We start from the raw sequence: 16,369 nt of genomic DNA, 5'->3' as shown, positions 1-16,369 counted from the left end.
GAAGTGTGCCTGGTCAGGGCCGGTTTCCGAAGCGCAGCACGTTCCAGGAGGCGGCCGGCAGGCGTACGGAGCACCGGCCGGCGTCGATGGTGGGGGTGCGCAGTTCCCGGGGCGTCACCCTGTCGGGTTCGGCCTCGGTGTTCGTCGCCGCCGGGTCGTCGCCGGCGGCGAGGCTCACGTGCGAGGAAGCGGACAGTCCGGACATCGCACGCAGGTCCAGGTCGAGCGCCAGCTCGGTCTCGCCGCGGTTGACCGCGAAGACGGTCAGGTCGCCGGTCTCCTCGTCGTGGACGGCCACGGTGTCGAGCACCGGGACGTCCCCGTACCGCTTCGTCTCGTAGCGGGGCGAGACCGGCTCGGTGCGCAGGACCGTGCCGCGGGCGTACCGGGCCGTCAGGGCGAACGGGTGGAAGATGCTCTGCCGCCAGGCCGGGCCGCCGTTGCGCGTCCGGATCGGGGCGATCACGTTCGCGAGCTGCGCCTGGCAGGCCACGCCGACCCGGTCGGCGTGCCGGAGCAGGGTGATCAGCAGGTCGCCGACGACCACCGCGTCGACCGCCGTGAAGTCGTCCTCGATGAGCGCCGGCGCCTCGACCCAGCCGCGCCGGTCCAGGTCGGCCTGGAGGCGGGACTCGTACCAGACGTTCCACTCGTCGAACGAGATCTTCAGCTTGCGCTTCTGCCGCTGCTTGGCGGCCACGTGGTCGGCGGTGGCGACCACCTCGCTGATGAAGTTGTCCATGTCCACGGCCGAGGCCAGGATGCTGGCCCGGTCACCGTCGGACGGGTCGTAGTAGGTGTGGGCGGAGATGTAGTCGACGTGCTCGTAGGTGTGTTCCAGCACGGTCGCCTCCCAGGAGGCGAAGGTCGGCATCCGCCGGTTGGAGCTGCCGCAGGCGACCAGGCTGATCGAGGGGTCGATCATCTTCATGGCGCGGGCGGCCTCGGCGGCGAGCCGGCCGTACTCGTCAGCGGTCTTGTGCCCGACCTGCCACGGGCCGTCCATCTCGTTGCCGAGGCACCAGAGCCGTACCCCGAACGGGTCCTCGGCGCCGTTCTTGCGCCGCAGGTCGGACAGCTGCGTGCCACCCGGGTGGTTGGCGTACTCCAGCAGGTCGAGCGCCTCCTGGACGCCCCGCGTGCCGAGGTTGACGGCCATCATCGGCTCGACCCCGGCCTCGTCGGCCCAGGTCATGAACTCGTGCAGGCCGAACGCGTTGGTCTCGATCGTCTTCCAGGCCAGGTCGAGCCGGCGCGGACGGTCGCCGACCGGGCCGACGCCGTCCTCCCAGCGGTAGCCGGACACGAAGTTGCCGCCGGGGTAGCGGACGACGGACACGCCCAGCTCCCGGGTCAGCTCCAGGACGTCGCGCCGCAGTCCGCGGGCGTCGGCGCTCGGGTGGCCGGGCTCGTAGATCCCGCCGTAGACGCACCGCCCCATGTGTTCGACGAACGAGCCGAAGAGGCGTCGGTCGGCGGGTCCGATCGCGAAGGCGGGGTCGATCGTGAGCTGCGCGGTCCGCACGAATGTCACCTTTCGTCATTTCTGTGGCCGGGTGACCGCAGTCACCGTCCACCCGGTGTCCCTGGTTTCTACAACGTTGTAGTCAACGTTGTAAAGAGCTGGTGACGAGGTACAGTGCCCCTGGTTACGTCGGGGGAGGTTGGGAGTGCGGCACAGGCTCAAGGACGTCGCCGAACGGGCCGGGGTGTCGGTGAAGACCGTCTCCAACGTGGTGAACGGCTACGTGCACGTCCGGCCGGACACGCGGGCGCGGGTCGAGGAGGCCATCGCCGAACTCAACTACCGGCCCAACCTCTCCGCCCGCAACCTGCGCAAGGGGCGCACCGGCGTGATCGCGCTCGCCGTGCCCGAACTGGACATCCCGTACTTCGCCGAGCTGGCCCGGCACGTGGTCACCGCCGCCGCGGCCCTCGGCTGGACGGTGCTCATCGACCAGACCGGCGGCGTTCGCGAGCAGGAACGGGTGGTCGCGTCCGGCATCACCGACCACCTCATCGACGGCCTGATCTTCAGCCCGCTGGCGCTCACCGCGGACGACCTGACCAACCTCGACGGCACGCCGATGGTGCTGCTCGGCGAGCGCGTCGACCACGGCCCCGCCGACCACGTCGTGATCGACAACGTGGCCGCCGCGCGGGAGATCACCACCCATCTCGTGGGGCTGGGCCGGCGCCGGATCGCCGCCATCGGCTCGCAGCGCACCCCCGAGGGCGCCAGCGCGCGGCTCCGGCTCGACGGCTACCGCAGCGCGCTGGAGGAGGCCGGCCTCGGGTACGACGAGACGCTCGTGGCGCCCGCGCCGGCCTGGCACCGCGCGGACGGCGCGGCTGCCATGCGGGCCCTGCTCACCTCCGGCGTACGCCCCGACGCCGTCTTCTGCTTCAACGACACCCTCGCGCTCGGGGCGCTGCGCGCCCTGCACGAGGCGGGCCTGCGGGTGCCCGATGACGTGGCGGTGGCCGGCTTCGACGGCATCGAGGACGGGCGCTTCTCGGTGCCGACGCTCACCACGATCGCCCCCGACAAGGAGCGCATCGCCCGGCTGGCCGTCGAACTGCTCGCCAACCGCATCGACGGCGACCGCACCGCCCCGGCCCGCGAACTGTCCGCCCCGTACCGCCTCGAGCCCCGCGAAAGCACAAAGGGCCGCTGACCCAGCCCCCTCCTTGGGCCCGTTGATCATGAAGTTATTGCCCCGACACGCCGACGTTCAGGGCAATAACTTCATGATCAACGGGGTGAGTGGCGGGGGTCAGTCGAAGAAGCGCGCCACGTGGGACTTCGTGGGGGCTTCGGCGTCGGCGGGTACGGGCGTGAGGTCGGCGAAGATGGACGCCCCGTCGCAGCCGGCGTGCAGCGGGAACCAGCGCGGCGTGCCCGGTGGGCGCATGAGGCAGACGCCCTTGATCGTCTGGACGTCGAGCAGCCGTACGTGGGTCGGGTCGGCCACCGCGTTCACGTGCCCCCACCAGGGGCTCATCACGTGCAGCACGCCGCCCGGCCGCAGCACCCGGTGGCACTCGTCGAGCAACGGCAGGAAGTCGATCAGGTGCTCGAGGATGTGCACGGCGAAGAACACGTCGACCGAGTCGTCGGCCAGCGGTAGCGACCCGGACAGGTCGGCCACCGCGTCGACGCCCGCCGCCGGGAAGATGTCCAGCCCCAGGTTGCCGGGCCACTGCTTGGTCGCCCCGCAGCCCAGGTCCACGACCACCGGGTCCCGCCCCGCGACGCGTACGCCGCACCAGACGCCGAACACCCCCGCCAGCCGGCCGATCCGCTCGCGGACCAGCCGCAGCTCGGCCTGGTCGGCGACCTCGCCGGTCACGTGCGCGACCCCCCGGTCGAAGCGCACCTCGACGGCGAGGCCGCGCAGCCGGTCGTCGTGCGCCTGCTGGTCGGCCCACGCCTCGGCGAGGAAGTCGTCGATCGCCCGCAACCGGTCGGCGGACGGCGGGGTCTGTGCCAACGCGACCATGGATCACCTCCGGCTGCCCGTTACCCACGCTGTCGCCGGATATGCCCCACTCGCGCTCGGCCCGCCCGGAAGGCGTGCGACCTGCCCCGAAGGCGTGCTGCCCGCCCCGAAGTCGTGCGGCCGGCAGCCGTGGGCGGGCGGCCGTCCCGCGAGCGTCAGCCGCCGACCGTGCGGCGCGGCCGGCCACCGACCCGCATCCGCTGTCGCGGCGGGGGAGCAGCGGCCGGCTTCGGCCGCTTCAGGTGGTAGCGGTGCAGCTCGTTGTTGCCGGGCAGCGACGGGTCCTCGCTCATCGCGACGAGTTCCCAGCCCTGGTCGCCCGCCCGGTTCAGGTGGGCCAGCGCCGTGTCCCCGTACGGGGTGATGTCGACCATCGAGCCGTCCGGGCCGTACCAGACGAACACGACCTCCCAGCCGAGGTCGTTCGTCGCCGCCTGCCGCCGCCGGACCAGCAGCGCGTACTCCCACTTGAGCATGGGCTCATTCTCACCCCGCGCCGCGCCGTCGGCACGGATCAATCCTCGGCGATCCGCCCCGCGTCCACGCGCAGCCGCCGGGTGGTGGCCACGGCGTCGAGCATCCGCCGGTCGTGGGTGACCAGCAGCAGCGTCCCCGGGTACGTGGCCAGCGCCGACTCCAGCTGCTCGATGGCGGGCAGGTCCAGGTGGTTGGTCGGCTCGTCCAGCACCAGCAGGTTCACCCCGCGCCCCTGCAGCAGCGCGAGCGCCGCGCGGGTGCGTTCGCCGGGCGACAGGGTCGCGGCGGGACGCAGCACGTGCGCCGCGCGCAGCCCGAACTTGGCCAGCAGGGTCCGGGCGTCGGCCGGCGACAGGTCCGGCACGGCGGCGCGGAACGCGTCGATCAGCGGCGCGTCACCCAGGAAGAGCCCGCGCGCCTGGTCCACCTCGCCGACCACGACGCCGGGGCCCAGCGTGGCGTGCCCGGCGTCCAGCGGCAGCCGCCCGAGCAGGGCGCCCAGCAGGGTCGACTTGCCGGAGCCGTTCGCCCCGGTGATCGCCACCCGGTCGGCCCAGTCGATCTGGAGGTTCACCGGCCCCAGGGTGAAGCTGCCCCGGCGTACGACAGCATCGCGGAGGTTGGCCACGACGGCGCCCGCGCGGGGCGCGGCGGCGATCTCCATCCGCAGCTCCCACTCCTTGCGGGGCTCCTCGACCACCTCCAGCCGTTCGATGAGCCGCTCGGTCTGCCGGGCCTTCGCCGCCTGCTTCTCGGTCGCCTCGGCGCGGAACTTCCGGCCGATCTTGTCGTTGTCGGTCGCCTTGCGCCGGGCGTTCTTCACGCCCTTCTCCATCCAGGCGCGCTGTGACCGGGCGCGGGCCTCCAGGGCCGACCGGGTCTCGGCGTACTCCTCGTAGTCGGCGCGGGCGTGCCGGCGGCCCACCTCCCGCTCCTCCAGGTAGGCCGCGTAGCCGCCGCCGTAGTGGTTGACCTGCTGCTGCGGCAGGTCCAGTTCGAGGACGCGGTTGACCGTCCGCGTCAGGAACTCCCGGTCGTGGCTGACCAGCACGGTGCCGGACCGCAGCCCCGTCACGAACGCCTCCAGCCGCTCCAGGCCGGCCAGATCCAGGTCGTTGGTGGGCTCGTCGAGCAGGAAGACGTCGTACCGGCTGAGCAGCAGCGAGGCCAGCCCCGCCCGGGCGGCCTGCCCGCCGGAGAGCCCGGTCATCTCCTGGTCCAGGTCGACGGCGAGCCCCAGCTCCGCGGCGACCTGCTCGGCCCGTTCGTCCAGGTCCGCGCCGCCGAGGGCGAGCCAGCGTTCCAACGCGTCGGCGTACCGGTCGTCCGCGCCGTCCGCCCCGGCGGTGAGCGCCTCGGTGGCGGCGTCCAGGGCGGCCTGCGCGCCGGCCACGCCGGTGCGGCGGGACAGGAAACCGCGCACCGTCTCGCCCGGCCGCCGGTCCGGCTCCTGCGGCAGGTGCCCGATGCTCGCCGTGGGCGGGCTGAGCGTGACGCTGCCGGCCTCGACCGGCAGCAACCCGGCGAGCGTACGCAGCAGCGTCGACTTTCCCGCCCCGTTCGGCCCGACGAGGCCGATCACGTCTCCGGGTGCGACCACCAGGTCCAGCCCGGAGAAGAGCGGGCGGTCACCGTGCCCGGCGGAGAGGTCCTTGACGATCAACGTGGCGCTCATGAGGAGGCGAGCCTATCCGGCCCGGTGCCCGCGTTCCCCGCCGAGAGGGGGCACACTGCTCGGGTGGTGACCACTCTGGCGATCGACTGCGGCGGCGGTGGTATCAAGGCCTCCGTCCTGGACGCGGCGGGCACGATGCGGACGCGTCCGCTGCGGGTGCCCACGCCGTACCCGCTGCCGCCCGCGCTCTTCGTCAAGACCCTGCTCGACCTCGGCGCCCAGCTTCCCGCGGCCGACCGGGTGACCGTCGGGATGCCCGGCATGCTCCGGCACGGCGTGGTGGTGGCCACGCCGCACTACGTGACCCGGGCCGGGCCGCGGACGAAGGTCGATCCCGACCTGCTCGCCGAGTGGTCCGGCTGGGATGTACGGTCCGCGCTGGCCGACGCGTTCGGGCTGCCGGCGCTCGTGCTCAACGACGCCGAGGTGCACGGCGCCGGCGTCGTGGCCGGCACCGGGCTGGAGCTGGTGCTCACCCTCGGCACGGGGCTGGGCTCCGCGCTCTTCGACGGCGGGGTGCTGGCACCCCACCTGGAGCTGTCGCACGCGCCGGTGCGCTGGGGGATGACGTACGACACGTACATCGGCGAGCCGGAACGCCGCCGCCTCGGCGACGCGTTCTGGTCCCGGCGGGTACGCGGGGTGGTGGACGGCCTCCGGCCGGTGTTCCGCTGGGACCGGCTCTACCTGGGCGGGGGCAACTCGCGGCTGATCCGCCCCGAGCAGCTGGCCCGGATGGGCGACGACGTGGTGGTGGTGCCGAACACCGCGGGGATCCTCGGGGGCGTCCGCGCGTGGGACCTGGCCGCCACCCGCTCGGCCTGACGCCCGGGGGCCCTCGCGCGGAGAGTGGCGGAGGGAACAGTCGCCGTCCTCCCGGTGTTGTGCCAGCGTCGGGGGAAAAGACGACGCGAGACGAGGGGGTGGGTCGAATGGATCTTCTGGCCGAGTACCGGCGGGCGACCATGTTCTTCGAAGCCGGTGACCCGACCGGAGCGGCCCGGCTGCTCGAGCCGATCGTCGAGGCGGAGCCGGACAACGCCTCGGTACGGCAGCTGCTGGCGCGGGCGTACTTCCAGTCCGCCCAGCTCAACCGCGCCGAGGAGCAGCTGCGCGAGCTGGTCGACCGGGACCCGAGCGACCACTACGCGCACCACGTGCTGGGCCGGACGCTGGAGCGGCTGAACCGGCACGCCGACGCGCTGCGGCACCTGCGGATCGCCGCCGCCATGCACAGCGGCAACGACGACTACCGCACCGCCCTGCGCCGGGTCGAGACCCGGGTGGGCGGCGGCCGCTGAGCGGCACCGACCGGAGACCGGACGAAGGGCAGCCCCACTGGGCTGCCCTTCGCCGTATCCGGGTCCGGCCGGCGGACGTGCCTACGATGAACGGGTGAAGCTCAAGCTCGACCTCCACGACATCTTCAACAAGGGCCAGGACATCGACCGCGCGCTCCGGGGGATCATGGACGAGGCGGTCGCGAAGAAGGCCACGCTCGTGGAGATCATCCCGGGCAAGGGCTCCGGCCAGCTCAAGAAGCGGGTGCTGCGCTTCCTCGACCAGAAGGACGTCAAGCAGCTCTACCACCGGGTGGAGAAGGACTCGAAGAACTTCGGCCGCCTTTTCGTGCACTTCCGCTGGAAGTAGGGCCGAAACACTCCCGTCGGGGGCATCTCCGCGCGGGACAAAACGAATCGGAACGCGGCATCGAGACTCGTAGCCTCGCGAGGATGGGCAGCAACGACGAGCGTGACGTGGTCCGCCGCGGGTACGACGAACTCTCCTACCGCTACCGGGCGGACGATGCCGACGACGGCCAGTATGGTCCCTGGCTCGGCGACCTGCACCGGCGCCTACCTGCCTCGGCAGCGGTCCTCGATCTCGGATGCGGCTGCGGCGTGCCGGTCGCCCGCTTCCTCGCCAACGCCGGGCACCAGGTCACCGGCATCGACATCAGCGATGTGCAGGTCGAGCGGGCACGCCGCCTGGTGCCCGCCGGCACCTTTCTCCGCGCTGACGCCACCCGACTCGATCTGCCACCCGCCTCGTTCGACGCCGTGGTCTGCCTCTACGCCCTGATCCACATGCCCCTGGCCGACCAACCGCGGCTCATCAAGAGAGTCGCCACCTGGCTACGGCCCGGCGGCTGGCTGCTAACCACCGTCGGCAACAGCGCCTGGACGGGCACCGAGGACAACTGGCTCGATGGCCCCGCCACCATGTGGTGGAGCCACGCTGACGCCTCCACCTACCGTTCCTGGCTTGAACAAGCGGGGCTGGAGGTCACGTCCGAGGACTTCGTTCCGGAGGGCGACAGTGGGCACGCGCTGTTCTGGGCGCGGCGGCCACAGAGTTGACCTCCGTGGAGCTTCGAGTCGACGGGGACGGGATCACTGGACTCGTGCCGTGCGGGAGGCGATCATCGGGCCGTGGCTGAGATCGTCGTTGAGATTCACGTCCCGCTGGTGGCAACGCCTGGCCTTGCCGCTCGCGCCTACCAGTTCCCATGGATCGAAGACATCGAGGACTTCCTCGCGGATCTGGAGGGCCAGGGGGCGGTCGAGGTTATCGACGAAGGGGAGGAGTACGGAGACGTCTACGTCTTCGCCATTGGTGGAGCCGAGGAAGCTCGTCTTCTGGCCGCCGCGTCCCGCGTAGCCATGCTCGACCGGGTGCCACGAGGTGCGTTCGCCGTCGTCACGGACGACGAGACAGACGACATCGGCCAGGGGCGGCGAGTGGACCTCGAGAAGTCCTGAGCGCGTGCCGGGGTGGCGATTCAGGATCCGGTCGTCTGATACCTGTGGAGCGCCGCTTCGGCGAGCTGGTCGAGGTACGTGTCGCCGCCGGGTTCGTTGCCCTGCTCCTGGACGACCAGCAGGGTCGTCCCGGCCCGGACGAGGATGCTGTCGCATTCCAGCGTGTCGGTACCGGACGTCATCCGGCAGCTGACGTGAACACTGTCGTCGCCCAGCCGCGGCCCTGGCTCCAGCGCGAAGCGGTAACCGCCGTCGTCGCCCTGGCCGGACGACGCGACGGCGGGGCAACGGCCGATGAGGGTTCGCAGGTCGGCCATTGCTCGTCGTGCGCCGTCGTCGGCATAGGTCCTGAGGACTTCGTTTCCCACCCAGAGGCCATCGGGACCCGCGTCGTAACTGAGGGTGGCTGCGGCCATCGCCGACGGAGTCCCGGTCAGCCGCGTGGCCGACAGCAGCGGGACCATCCTGTCCGAACAGGGCGCGGCGACGTCCTGGTCTCCCGCATCCGGCGGCATGACCGTCGCGATCTGCACGGCGAATCCCGGCGGCACCGAGTCCGTGTCCACCAGCCGTGCGGACAGCGTCGCGGAGTAGCCGGACCCGCCGGTCGGCGGAACCGCTGGGGAAGGTGGCCTCGTGGCCGACCCCGTCGCCCGCGTCGCGGAGGGAGTTTCGCCCGCTGATCGATCCACTGTGGGAGTCGTCGACGACCCGCACGCGGTCACCAGGCAGGCGCTCACCACCGCGATCAACCTACGCAGCACCATCCTGACCACCCGGCAGACTCCACCTCTCGCAAGATCTACACAACTTCCCGGATGTAGTTGTCTCCCTGGCTCGGGAGGCAACTACCTCCCGGAAGTTGCGCGGATCATGACACAGGCGCGCGCGGATCCTCGGCCGGGGCGACCGCTCAGACCGGGTACGTCCGGGCCACCGCGAGCATCTCGGAGCTGTGTGAGCCGACGATCCCGACGTCCGGCGGGCGGGGATGGAAACCAGGCAGGCCGTCCAGCCCGTCGCTGGCGTCCATGGCCCGCAGGTCCACCCGCTGCCCCTTCGGCGCGACGGTGAGCGTCACCTCGATGCCCTCGGCCGGCGGCGCGTGGAAGACCACCCCGAATCCCCACGTCCCGTCCCGTGCCTCGACCGGCACCGCACGGCCCGCCACCTCGGCGCGCAGCACGGTGGCCGTCGTGGTGTCGACGTGCAGGCTGGCCAGCCGGACCGCGCGCTGCGGGGTGAGCCGTACCCGCAGGGTCCGCTCGCCGCCCGCGGTGGTGTCCGCGAGCACGTCCAGCTTCGGGGCCGGCAGGTTCGCCGGCTGCGCCGGGCCCGCGAACAGCTCGTGGTCGCCCAGCGCCGGGAAGTCGGCCGTGGACGCGCGGCCCTGCACGTACTGGCGGGTCCAGTCCTGCGGATCCGTCTCGTCGCTGAGCCACCGGGCCGAGCCGGTGCCGGCGTCCAGGGCGTACATCAGGTGGGTGGGCGCGGGGTGCGTGGCGTCGAACCGGTCGACGCGGAGCCCGACCCCGGCGCAGACCACCGCCGCGACCGCGGCGGCGAGCGCGGGCAGCGCGCCGAGCCGCCGGGCCCGCAGGGCGACCAGGCCCCGCTGCCCACCGGCCTGCGGGTGCAGCAGGTCCACCACCGGCAGGGCGGCCAGGCCGAGCAGCGCCGCGACGAGCGCGCCGACCCCGCCCATGGCCATGCCGAGCGCCGGGAACAGCAGGATCACCGTGGGGAGCAGGATCACCACGCCCACCGCGGCGGCCACCGTCACGGCGATCACTGGCCAGGGGCCGTCGATCCGCGTGCCGAGCGCGACCAGCCCGCCGAACGCCCCCGCCAGCGCCGGGAGGGTGGTGAGGTACGCGCCGCCCGGCACCGCCACGGCGAGCACCACCCCGAGTACGGCCAGCCAGCCGAGCCCGCCGACCGCGAGCGCGGCCGGGCCGATCCAGCGGCGGGTCAGGGCGTACCAGGCAAGGACGACCGTGGCGGCGGCGGCCAGCACGGCGACCCGGTACCAGGTCGGCCGGTACGGGTCGAGCAGTTCGGTGTAGCCGGGCCGGATCGCGGTGACCACGGCCCACAGCGCCTGCGCGGCGAGCGGCGCGACCACGACAGGCACCAGGGCCAGCCCGAAGCCGGCCGCGAGCCGGCCTCCCGTGGTGCGGCCGCGCCGCCGGACCAGCCAGCCGAGCGCGGCCACGGCGACCAGCGCGAGCACCGCGAGCGGCAGGGTGAGCCAGCCCGGGTAGTGGACCAGGGCGCCGGGAACCGGGAAGTACGTGGCGTCCCCGCCGGCCCGCAGGTCGGTGAGGTCGATCCGGCCGAACTCGCGGGCCAGCCCGAGCGCGTTGTCGCCGTGCTGCTGGAGGCTGGCCCGGTCCATCCGCGCCGGGGTGTCCAGCGGCGTGTGGTACACCGCCGCCCCGTCGATGTACGCGGAGTTGAGACCCACGAAGTTCTCCGCGAGGAACGCCGTGAAGTCGGTGTCGTTGGGCAGCGCCCGGTAGATCTCCACGGCGAACGAGGTGCCCACCGCGTGCGGTGCGGCCCGGCCGAAGACGTCGACCAGCTTGGCGTTGTCCCGCGACGTCTCGAACATGATCACCGGACCGCTGGAGCCGCGCGCCTCCAGGTTGAGCACCACCCCGCCGTCGGCGGCGAGCGGGTGGGTGGACGCGAACGCGGACGCGCCGCACAGGCACGCCTCCTCGGCGTCGGTGAGCACGAAGACGATGTCGTTGCGGGGCCGCGGCCCGGCGCTCAGCGCGCGGGCCACCTCCAGGATCGCCGAGGTGCCGGCGGCGTCGTCGTTGCCGCCCGGGCCGGTCTGCACCGAGTCGTAGTGGGACACCAGGAAGACCCGGCCGGTCGGGTCGGTGCCGGGCAGCCGGGCCACCACGTTGCGGACCCGGGCCAGGGTGGCGCCGCCGGCCGCCCCGCTGAGCTGCCCGGCCTCGGGGGCCACCGTGTCCTGCACCTGCGTCTCCAGGCCCAGCCCCCGCAGCACCTGCTCGACGTGCGCCCGGACCTGGTCGTTCGCCGCGCTGCCGGCCGGGTGCGGGCGCGCGGCGATCGTCTCCACGTCCCGGTACGCCCGGCCGGCGCTGAACTCCCCGGCGGGCGCGTCGACCGGGCGTGGCGCCGGGGGACGCAGGGCGAAGAGGCTGCCCGCCCCGACCGCGACCAGCGCGACCAGCGCCGCCGCCGCCGCGAGCAGCCGTCGCCGCGGCCGGGCCAGCGCCCGGTCCGCGCCGGGCACGCTCGCGACCGGGTGGGCGGGTGCGCGGTCCGGGGCCGGGGTGGGGGGTGCGCCCACGGGAACTCCTCGGGGACGGGGGCCAGGGTGGGACCATCCTGCACCGCGCCGGCCCGCAGCGGTACGCCCGGGAGACCGGACGGCCGGCCGGAGCCGTCCCGGGGCGGGCGGCGGGGACGGCGGTGGTCCGCTATGTCCCTTAGCGTGTAGTGATCCGGCCCATGCTCGCGGGCACTGAGCCCGTCGTGTTGTGTGCGACCGTTGTCTAATACAGGATCAGCAGGGCACTCGGAAGGAGCCCGACATCACCAGCGATCTCCCGCGTCTCGCGGCGGTGACCCGGCCGTACCGGGGGGCCGGCCTGGCCGGCCCTTCCGTCGTGCCCCGGGCTCCTGGCGATCTGGGGCAGCATCCGCACGTCCCACCCGGTGAGCGGCTGCGCGTCCTGCTGGTGGAGGACGACGAGGGGGATGCCTTCCTCGTCGGCGAACTGCTGGCCGAGACCAACTCGATGATCGACCTGCTCGTGGCCACCAGCCTGAGTGAGGCGCGCCAGCGGGTCATGGGCGTCGACTGCGTCCTGCTCGACCTGGGCCTGCCGGACGCGCAGGGGCTGGACGGGCTACGCCAGGTGCTGGAGATGGCGAGCGGGGCGGCGGTCTGCGTCCTGACCGGCCGGACCGACGAGCACCTCGGCATCGTGGCGGTCGCCGAGGGCGCCCAGGACTACCTGGTCAAGGGCCAGGTCGACGGGGTGCTGCTGACCCGGGCGCTGCGCTACGCCGTGGAGCGTAAGCGCGCCGACGAGAACGCGCGCCGGCTGCGCGAGGTCGAGTTGCGCCAGGCCGAGTCCGCCCGCCTGGAGCGGGGCCTGCTGCCGCAGCCGCTGATGACGACCGACCAGGTCGCGGTGCACACCTTCTACCGGCCCGGCCGGCACGCCGCCCTGATCGGCGGCGACTTCTTCGACGTCGTGCAGACCCGCCCCGACCGGCTCGACATCATCGTCGGCGACGTCTGCGGGCACGGGGTGGACGAGGCGGCGCTCGGCGTCGAGCTCCGCGTGGCCTGGCGCGCGCTGGTGCTCGCCGGTGTGCCCGACGACGAGGTGCTGCCCGCGCTGGAGCAGGTGCTCATGAGCGAGCGCCGCCTACAGGAGATCTTCGCGACCGTGGCGACCGCCCGGCTCGACCTGGACGCCAACCGGGCCACCGTACGGCTGGCCGGGCACCCTCCGCCGCTGCTGCTCGCCGGCGGCGGGGTGGCGCCGGTGCCGGCACCCGGCGGCCTGCTGCTCGGCGTCCGGCCCCGCCCGCCGGTCGCGTACGACCTGGAGTTCGACACCGAGGACTGGTCCCTGCTGATGTACACCGACGGCCTGATCGAGGGGCGCGTGGGCGACAGCGACGAGCGGCTCGACGTGCCCGGTCTCAGTGATCTGCTGGAGGAACAGGAGAGTCGGGCGGTGCCGCTGCCCGAGCTGCCCGCCTGGCTGGTCGGCCGGGCCGAGCAGATCAACGGCGGCCCGCTGGCCGACGACGTGGCCATGTTGCTGGTCACCCGGGGCGGTGGCCGGTGAGCGCCGGTATCCGCAGCTGGAGTCTGCGTCAGCGGGTGGTCGCGCTGCTCGCCGTCGTCGGCGTCCTGCTCATCGGGCTGGCCGCCACCGAGGGCGTCCTCGCGGCGCGGAACCGCACCCAGGTCGACGCGCTGTTGAACAAGACCGGCCCGCTGCGGGTGCAGGTGCAGGAGCTGCTGAACTCGCTGCTGGACCAGGAGACCGCGGTGCGGGGCTACGCGGTCAGCGGCGACCGGGCCGACCTCGCCCCGTACGACGCCGGTGTCGAGCAGGAGAGCGCGGTGGCCGCCTCGATGCGGCGGCTGCTGGACGACTACCCGCGGGTCGGCGAGGAGCTGCGCGAGGTCGAGGCCCGGGCGGAGCAGTGGCGGCAGGCGGTGGCCATCCCGGTCATCATCGCGACCGAGCGTGACGGCACCGCGGCCGGGCAGGCGCTCATCACCGAGGCGGCCCGCCAGCAGTTCGACGGCGTCCGGGCCGCCGTGGACGACCTCCAGGCCGAGATCCTCAACGCCCGGGAGAGCAACGCCCGTGAGGTCCGGCGCACCGGCAACCTGCTGGCCGTGCTGCTGATCGTCGCGGCCCTCGTGGTGGTCATCGCCGGTGCGCTGCTGCTGCTGTCGCTGGACCGGACGGTGGTGCGTCCCATCACGGTCCTCGCCGACGAGGTCCGGCAGGTCGCCGAGGGCAACTTCCAGCACGCCATCTCCGGGTCGGGGCCGCCCGAGTTCGTCGAGCTCGCGGACAACATCGACGCGATGCGCCGCAGGATCGCGGCGGACCTGGCCGAGGTGCGGGAGGCCCGCGAACGGATCGAGTGGGTCAACAGCCAGCTGCAGAAACAGGCCGAGGAGCTGACCCGCTCCAACCGCGACCTGGAGCAGTTCGCGTACGTGGCCTCGCACGACCTCCAGGAGCCGCTGCGCAAGGTGGCGAGCTTCTGCCAGCTGCTCCAGCGCCGGTACGCCGGCCAGCTCGACGAGCGGGCCGACCAGTACATCGCGTTCGCGGTCGACGGCGCGCAGCGGATGCAGCGCCTCATCAACGACCTGCTGGCGTTCTCCCGGATCGGCCGGATCACCGCCGGCTTCACCGAGGTCGACATGAACAAGGTGATGGGCGACGTGGCCGGCCAGACGGAGGCCGCCCGCCAGTACGCGGACGCCGAGCTGACCTGGTCCGAGCTGCCGGTCATCCGGGGCGAGGAGCCGCTGCTCACGAACCTGCTCGCCAACCTGGTCAGCAACTCGATCAAGTTCCGCCGGCCGGACGTGCCCCCGAAGGTGCACGTGTCGGCCCGCCTGGTGGGCGAGGAGTGGGAGATCACCTGCCAGGACAACGGCATCGGCATCGAGCCCGAGTTCGCCGACAAGATCTTCGTCATCTTCCAGCGGCTGCACTCCAAGGACGCGTACCCGGGCACCGGCATCGGCCTGGCCATCGTCAAGAAGATCGTGGAATATCACGGTGGCCGGGTCTGGGTGGACACCGACGTCCCGGAGGGCACCGCGATCCGGTTCACGCTCCCCGCGCTGCCCGAGGACGTCGAGGCGGCGGCCGGCGGGCCCGCGGACGCGGACCAGGAGACGGCCGACGGGGAGGGGACGGGCGCGGCGGAGGCCGGCGCCCCGGGCGAACTGCCGGAGCAACCGGCCGGGGCGGACGGCCCGGACCGGGCGGAGGAAGCGCCGGAAGGCGGTAGAACGGGTGGCATGAGGGAGACGGTGGGATGACCGCGCCGGCAGACGGCAAGAGCCCGATCGAGGTCCTGCTCGTCGAGGACGACCCGGGTGACGTGCTGATGACCCAGGAGGCGTTCGAGGAGCACAAGCTGCGCAACCGGCTGACCGTCGTCTCCGACGGCGCCGAGGCGCTGGCCTACCTGCGCCGCGAGGGCCAGTACGCCGAGGCGGTGACGCCGGACCTGATCCTGCTCGACCTCAACCTGCCCCGCCGCGACGGCCGTGAGGTGCTCGCGGAGATAAAGAAGGACGAGCAGCTCTGCCGCATCCCGGTGGTGGTCCTGACCACCTCGCAGGCCGACGAGGACATCCTGCGCAGCTACCAGCTGCACGCCAACGCCTACGTGACCAAGCCGGTGGACTTCGAGCGCTTCATCTCGGTGGTCCGCCAGATCGACGAGTTCTTCGTCAGCGTGGTCAAGCTGCCGCCGCGTGGCTGACACGCTTCTCGACGACGTCGGTGGGCTGCTCCGGGAGGCCGCCGACCAGGTCGTGCTTCCCCTGTTCCGCAAGCTCGACGACTCGGACGTCACCGAGAAGGCGCCGGGCGAGCTCGTCACCGTCGCCGACCAGCGCGCCGAGCAGCTGATCTCGGCGGGGCTGCGCCGGCTGCGGCCGGGTTCGGTGGTGGTCGGCGAGGAGGCGGTCGCGGAGGACCCGGAGCTGCTGCGGCACCTGCGCGGCGGCGGGGACGTCTGGCTCGTCGACCCGGTCGACGGGACGTCCAACTTCGCGGCCGGCCGCCGGCCGTTCGCGCTGATGGTCGCGCTGCTGGCCGAGGGCGAGCCGGTCGCCGCCTGGGTGCTCGACCCGCTGGCCGAGACCCTCGCGGGCGCACGGGTCGGCGAGGGCACGTTCGTCGACGGGCGATCGCTGCCCACCATCGAGGTCCCGACGGGGCCCGGCTCGCTACGCGGCGTGGCGATGACCCGGTTCCTGCCCCCGGCCGCCCGGGACCGGGTGCGCGCCGGGGAGGACCGGATCGGCGAGCTGCTGCCCGGGCAGCACTGCGCGGGGCGGGAGTACCTGGACATCCTCGTCGGGCGGCAGCAGTTCGCGCTGTTCTGGCGGACCCTGCCCTGGGACCACGCTCCGGGTGCGCTGCTGGTCCGGGCCGCCGGTGGCGTGGCCCGCCGGTTCGACGGCACCGAGTACCACCCCGCCGACGAGGGGCACGGGCTGCTCGTGGCGGCGAACGAGCAGGTCTGGGCCGAGGTGCGCGAGGCCCTGCTCGACGGCTGACCGGCGCGCTCGGCTACCGCGCCGGCACACCGCGTCGATGTTTCGCGCCCCCCGCGTTCAGGGGACCGGCCAGCGCCGCACGGTCCGGTATCGTGACCGGCGGTCACCGCCAGCAGGC

Annotated in this window: 16 protein-coding genes; 10 read left to right on the top strand and 6 right to left on the bottom strand. The window is 73.1% G+C overall.

Going from position 1 to position 16,369, the window contains the following annotated elements:
- Window positions 1-13: 13 nt before the first annotated feature.
- Window positions 14-1,525 carry an arabinosylfuranosidase ArfA gene (gene arfA, locus D7193_RS19990; RefSeq protein ID WP_120781018.1) on the bottom strand — a complete coding sequence of 504 codons (1,512 nt, stop codon included), beginning with the start codon at window positions 1,523-1,525 and terminating at the stop codon, window positions 14-16.
- 145 nt (window positions 1,526-1,670) lie between these two features.
- Between arfA and D7193_RS19985 the strand changes: the two genes are divergently transcribed.
- Complete coding sequence (locus D7193_RS19985) at window positions 1,671-2,678, top strand: LacI family DNA-binding transcriptional regulator (RefSeq protein ID WP_120781017.1); 1,008 nt, start codon at window positions 1,671-1,673, stop codon at window positions 2,676-2,678.
- A 99-nt stretch (window positions 2,679-2,777) separates the two neighbouring features.
- Here the strand turns inward: D7193_RS19985 and D7193_RS19980 are convergent, their stop codons facing one another.
- The 3 genes from D7193_RS19980 to D7193_RS19970 form a co-directional block, all read right to left on the bottom strand.
- Complete coding sequence (locus D7193_RS19980; protein ID WP_120781016.1) at window positions 2,778-3,503, bottom strand: methyltransferase domain-containing protein; 726 nt, start codon at window positions 3,501-3,503, stop codon at window positions 2,778-2,780.
- Between the two features lie 155 nt (window positions 3,504-3,658).
- Window positions 3,659-3,979: a hypothetical protein gene (locus D7193_RS19975; protein WP_120781015.1), complete on the bottom strand. Its 321-nt coding sequence runs from the start codon at window positions 3,977-3,979 to the stop codon at window positions 3,659-3,661.
- 38 nt (window positions 3,980-4,017) lie between these two features.
- On the bottom strand, window positions 4,018-5,655 hold the full coding sequence (locus tag D7193_RS19970) for an ABC-F family ATP-binding cassette domain-containing protein (protein WP_120781014.1): 1,638 nt from the start codon (window positions 5,653-5,655) through the stop codon (window positions 4,018-4,020).
- A gap of 63 nt (window positions 5,656-5,718) precedes the next feature.
- Between D7193_RS19970 and D7193_RS19965 the strand changes: the two genes are divergently transcribed.
- The 5 genes from D7193_RS19965 (at window position 5,719) to D7193_RS19945 (ending at window position 8,417) form a co-directional block, all read left to right on the top strand.
- Window positions 5,719-6,480: an ROK family protein gene (locus D7193_RS19965; RefSeq protein WP_120781013.1), complete on the top strand. Its 762-nt coding sequence runs from the start codon at window positions 5,719-5,721 to the stop codon at window positions 6,478-6,480.
- Window positions 6,481-6,587: 107 nt separating this feature from the next.
- Window positions 6,588-6,956, top strand: coding sequence for a tetratricopeptide repeat protein (locus tag D7193_RS19960; protein ID WP_120781012.1), 369 nt, complete (start codon window positions 6,588-6,590; stop codon window positions 6,954-6,956).
- Window positions 6,957-7,050: 94 nt separating this feature from the next.
- Entirely contained in the window at window positions 7,051-7,305 is a 255-nt protein-coding gene (locus D7193_RS19955) for a Smr/MutS family protein (RefSeq protein WP_088987488.1), read from the top strand.
- Between the two features lie 83 nt (window positions 7,306-7,388).
- The gene (locus D7193_RS19950) at window positions 7,389-8,015 is read left to right on the top strand and encodes a class I SAM-dependent methyltransferase (protein ID WP_120781011.1); all 627 of its coding nucleotides are present in this window, start codon (window positions 7,389-7,391) and stop codon (window positions 8,013-8,015) included.
- 72 nt (window positions 8,016-8,087) lie between these two features.
- On the top strand, window positions 8,088-8,417 hold the full coding sequence (locus tag D7193_RS19945) for a hypothetical protein (RefSeq protein ID WP_120781010.1): 330 nt from the start codon (window positions 8,088-8,090) through the stop codon (window positions 8,415-8,417).
- Window positions 8,418-8,437: 20 nt separating this feature from the next.
- Here the strand turns inward: D7193_RS19945 and D7193_RS33280 are convergent, their stop codons facing one another.
- Both D7193_RS33280 and D7193_RS19930 read right to left on the bottom strand, forming a co-directional pair.
- Window positions 8,438-8,950, bottom strand: coding sequence for a hypothetical protein (locus D7193_RS33280; RefSeq protein WP_147434423.1), 513 nt, complete (start codon window positions 8,948-8,950; stop codon window positions 8,438-8,440).
- Between the two features lie 380 nt (window positions 8,951-9,330).
- Window positions 9,331-11,748, bottom strand: coding sequence for a M28 family peptidase (locus tag D7193_RS19930; RefSeq protein WP_377456040.1), 2,418 nt, complete (start codon window positions 11,746-11,748; stop codon window positions 9,331-9,333).
- A 319-nt stretch (window positions 11,749-12,067) separates the two neighbouring features.
- On the opposite strand from D7193_RS19930, the gene D7193_RS19925 reads away from it, so the two are divergent.
- The 4 genes from D7193_RS19925 to D7193_RS19910 are packed head-to-tail and all read left to right on the top strand — an operon-like array spanning window position 12,068 to window position 16,251.
- A complete protein-coding gene (locus tag D7193_RS19925) occupies window positions 12,068-13,267 on the top strand; it encodes a PP2C family protein-serine/threonine phosphatase (protein ID WP_120781381.1) in 1,200 nt (399 codons plus the stop codon).
- The gene (locus tag D7193_RS19920) at window positions 13,264-15,000 is read left to right on the top strand and encodes a sensor histidine kinase (protein WP_120781007.1); all 1,737 of its coding nucleotides are present in this window, start codon (window positions 13,264-13,266) and stop codon (window positions 14,998-15,000) included. Before D7193_RS19925 ends, D7193_RS19920 begins: the two co-directional genes overlap by 4 nt.
- Window positions 14,997-15,449: a response regulator gene (locus D7193_RS19915; protein WP_120781006.1), complete on the top strand. Its 453-nt coding sequence runs from the start codon at window positions 14,997-14,999 to the stop codon at window positions 15,447-15,449. Before D7193_RS19920 ends, D7193_RS19915 begins: the two co-directional genes overlap by 4 nt.
- Window positions 15,442-16,251: an inositol monophosphatase family protein gene (locus D7193_RS19910; protein ID WP_120781005.1), complete on the top strand. Its 810-nt coding sequence runs from the start codon at window positions 15,442-15,444 to the stop codon at window positions 16,249-16,251. Before D7193_RS19915 ends, D7193_RS19910 begins: the two co-directional genes overlap by 8 nt.
- The last annotated feature ends 118 nt before the right edge of the window (window positions 16,252-16,369 follow it).

It is taken from the genome of Micromonospora costi (assembly GCF_003626655.1).
GTDB classification, from domain to species: domain Bacteria; phylum Actinomycetota; class Actinomycetes; order Mycobacteriales; family Micromonosporaceae; genus Micromonospora; species Micromonospora costi.
The sequence above is the reverse complement of the archived record's forward strand: the minus strand, read 5'-3'. Positions and strand labels throughout refer to the sequence as shown.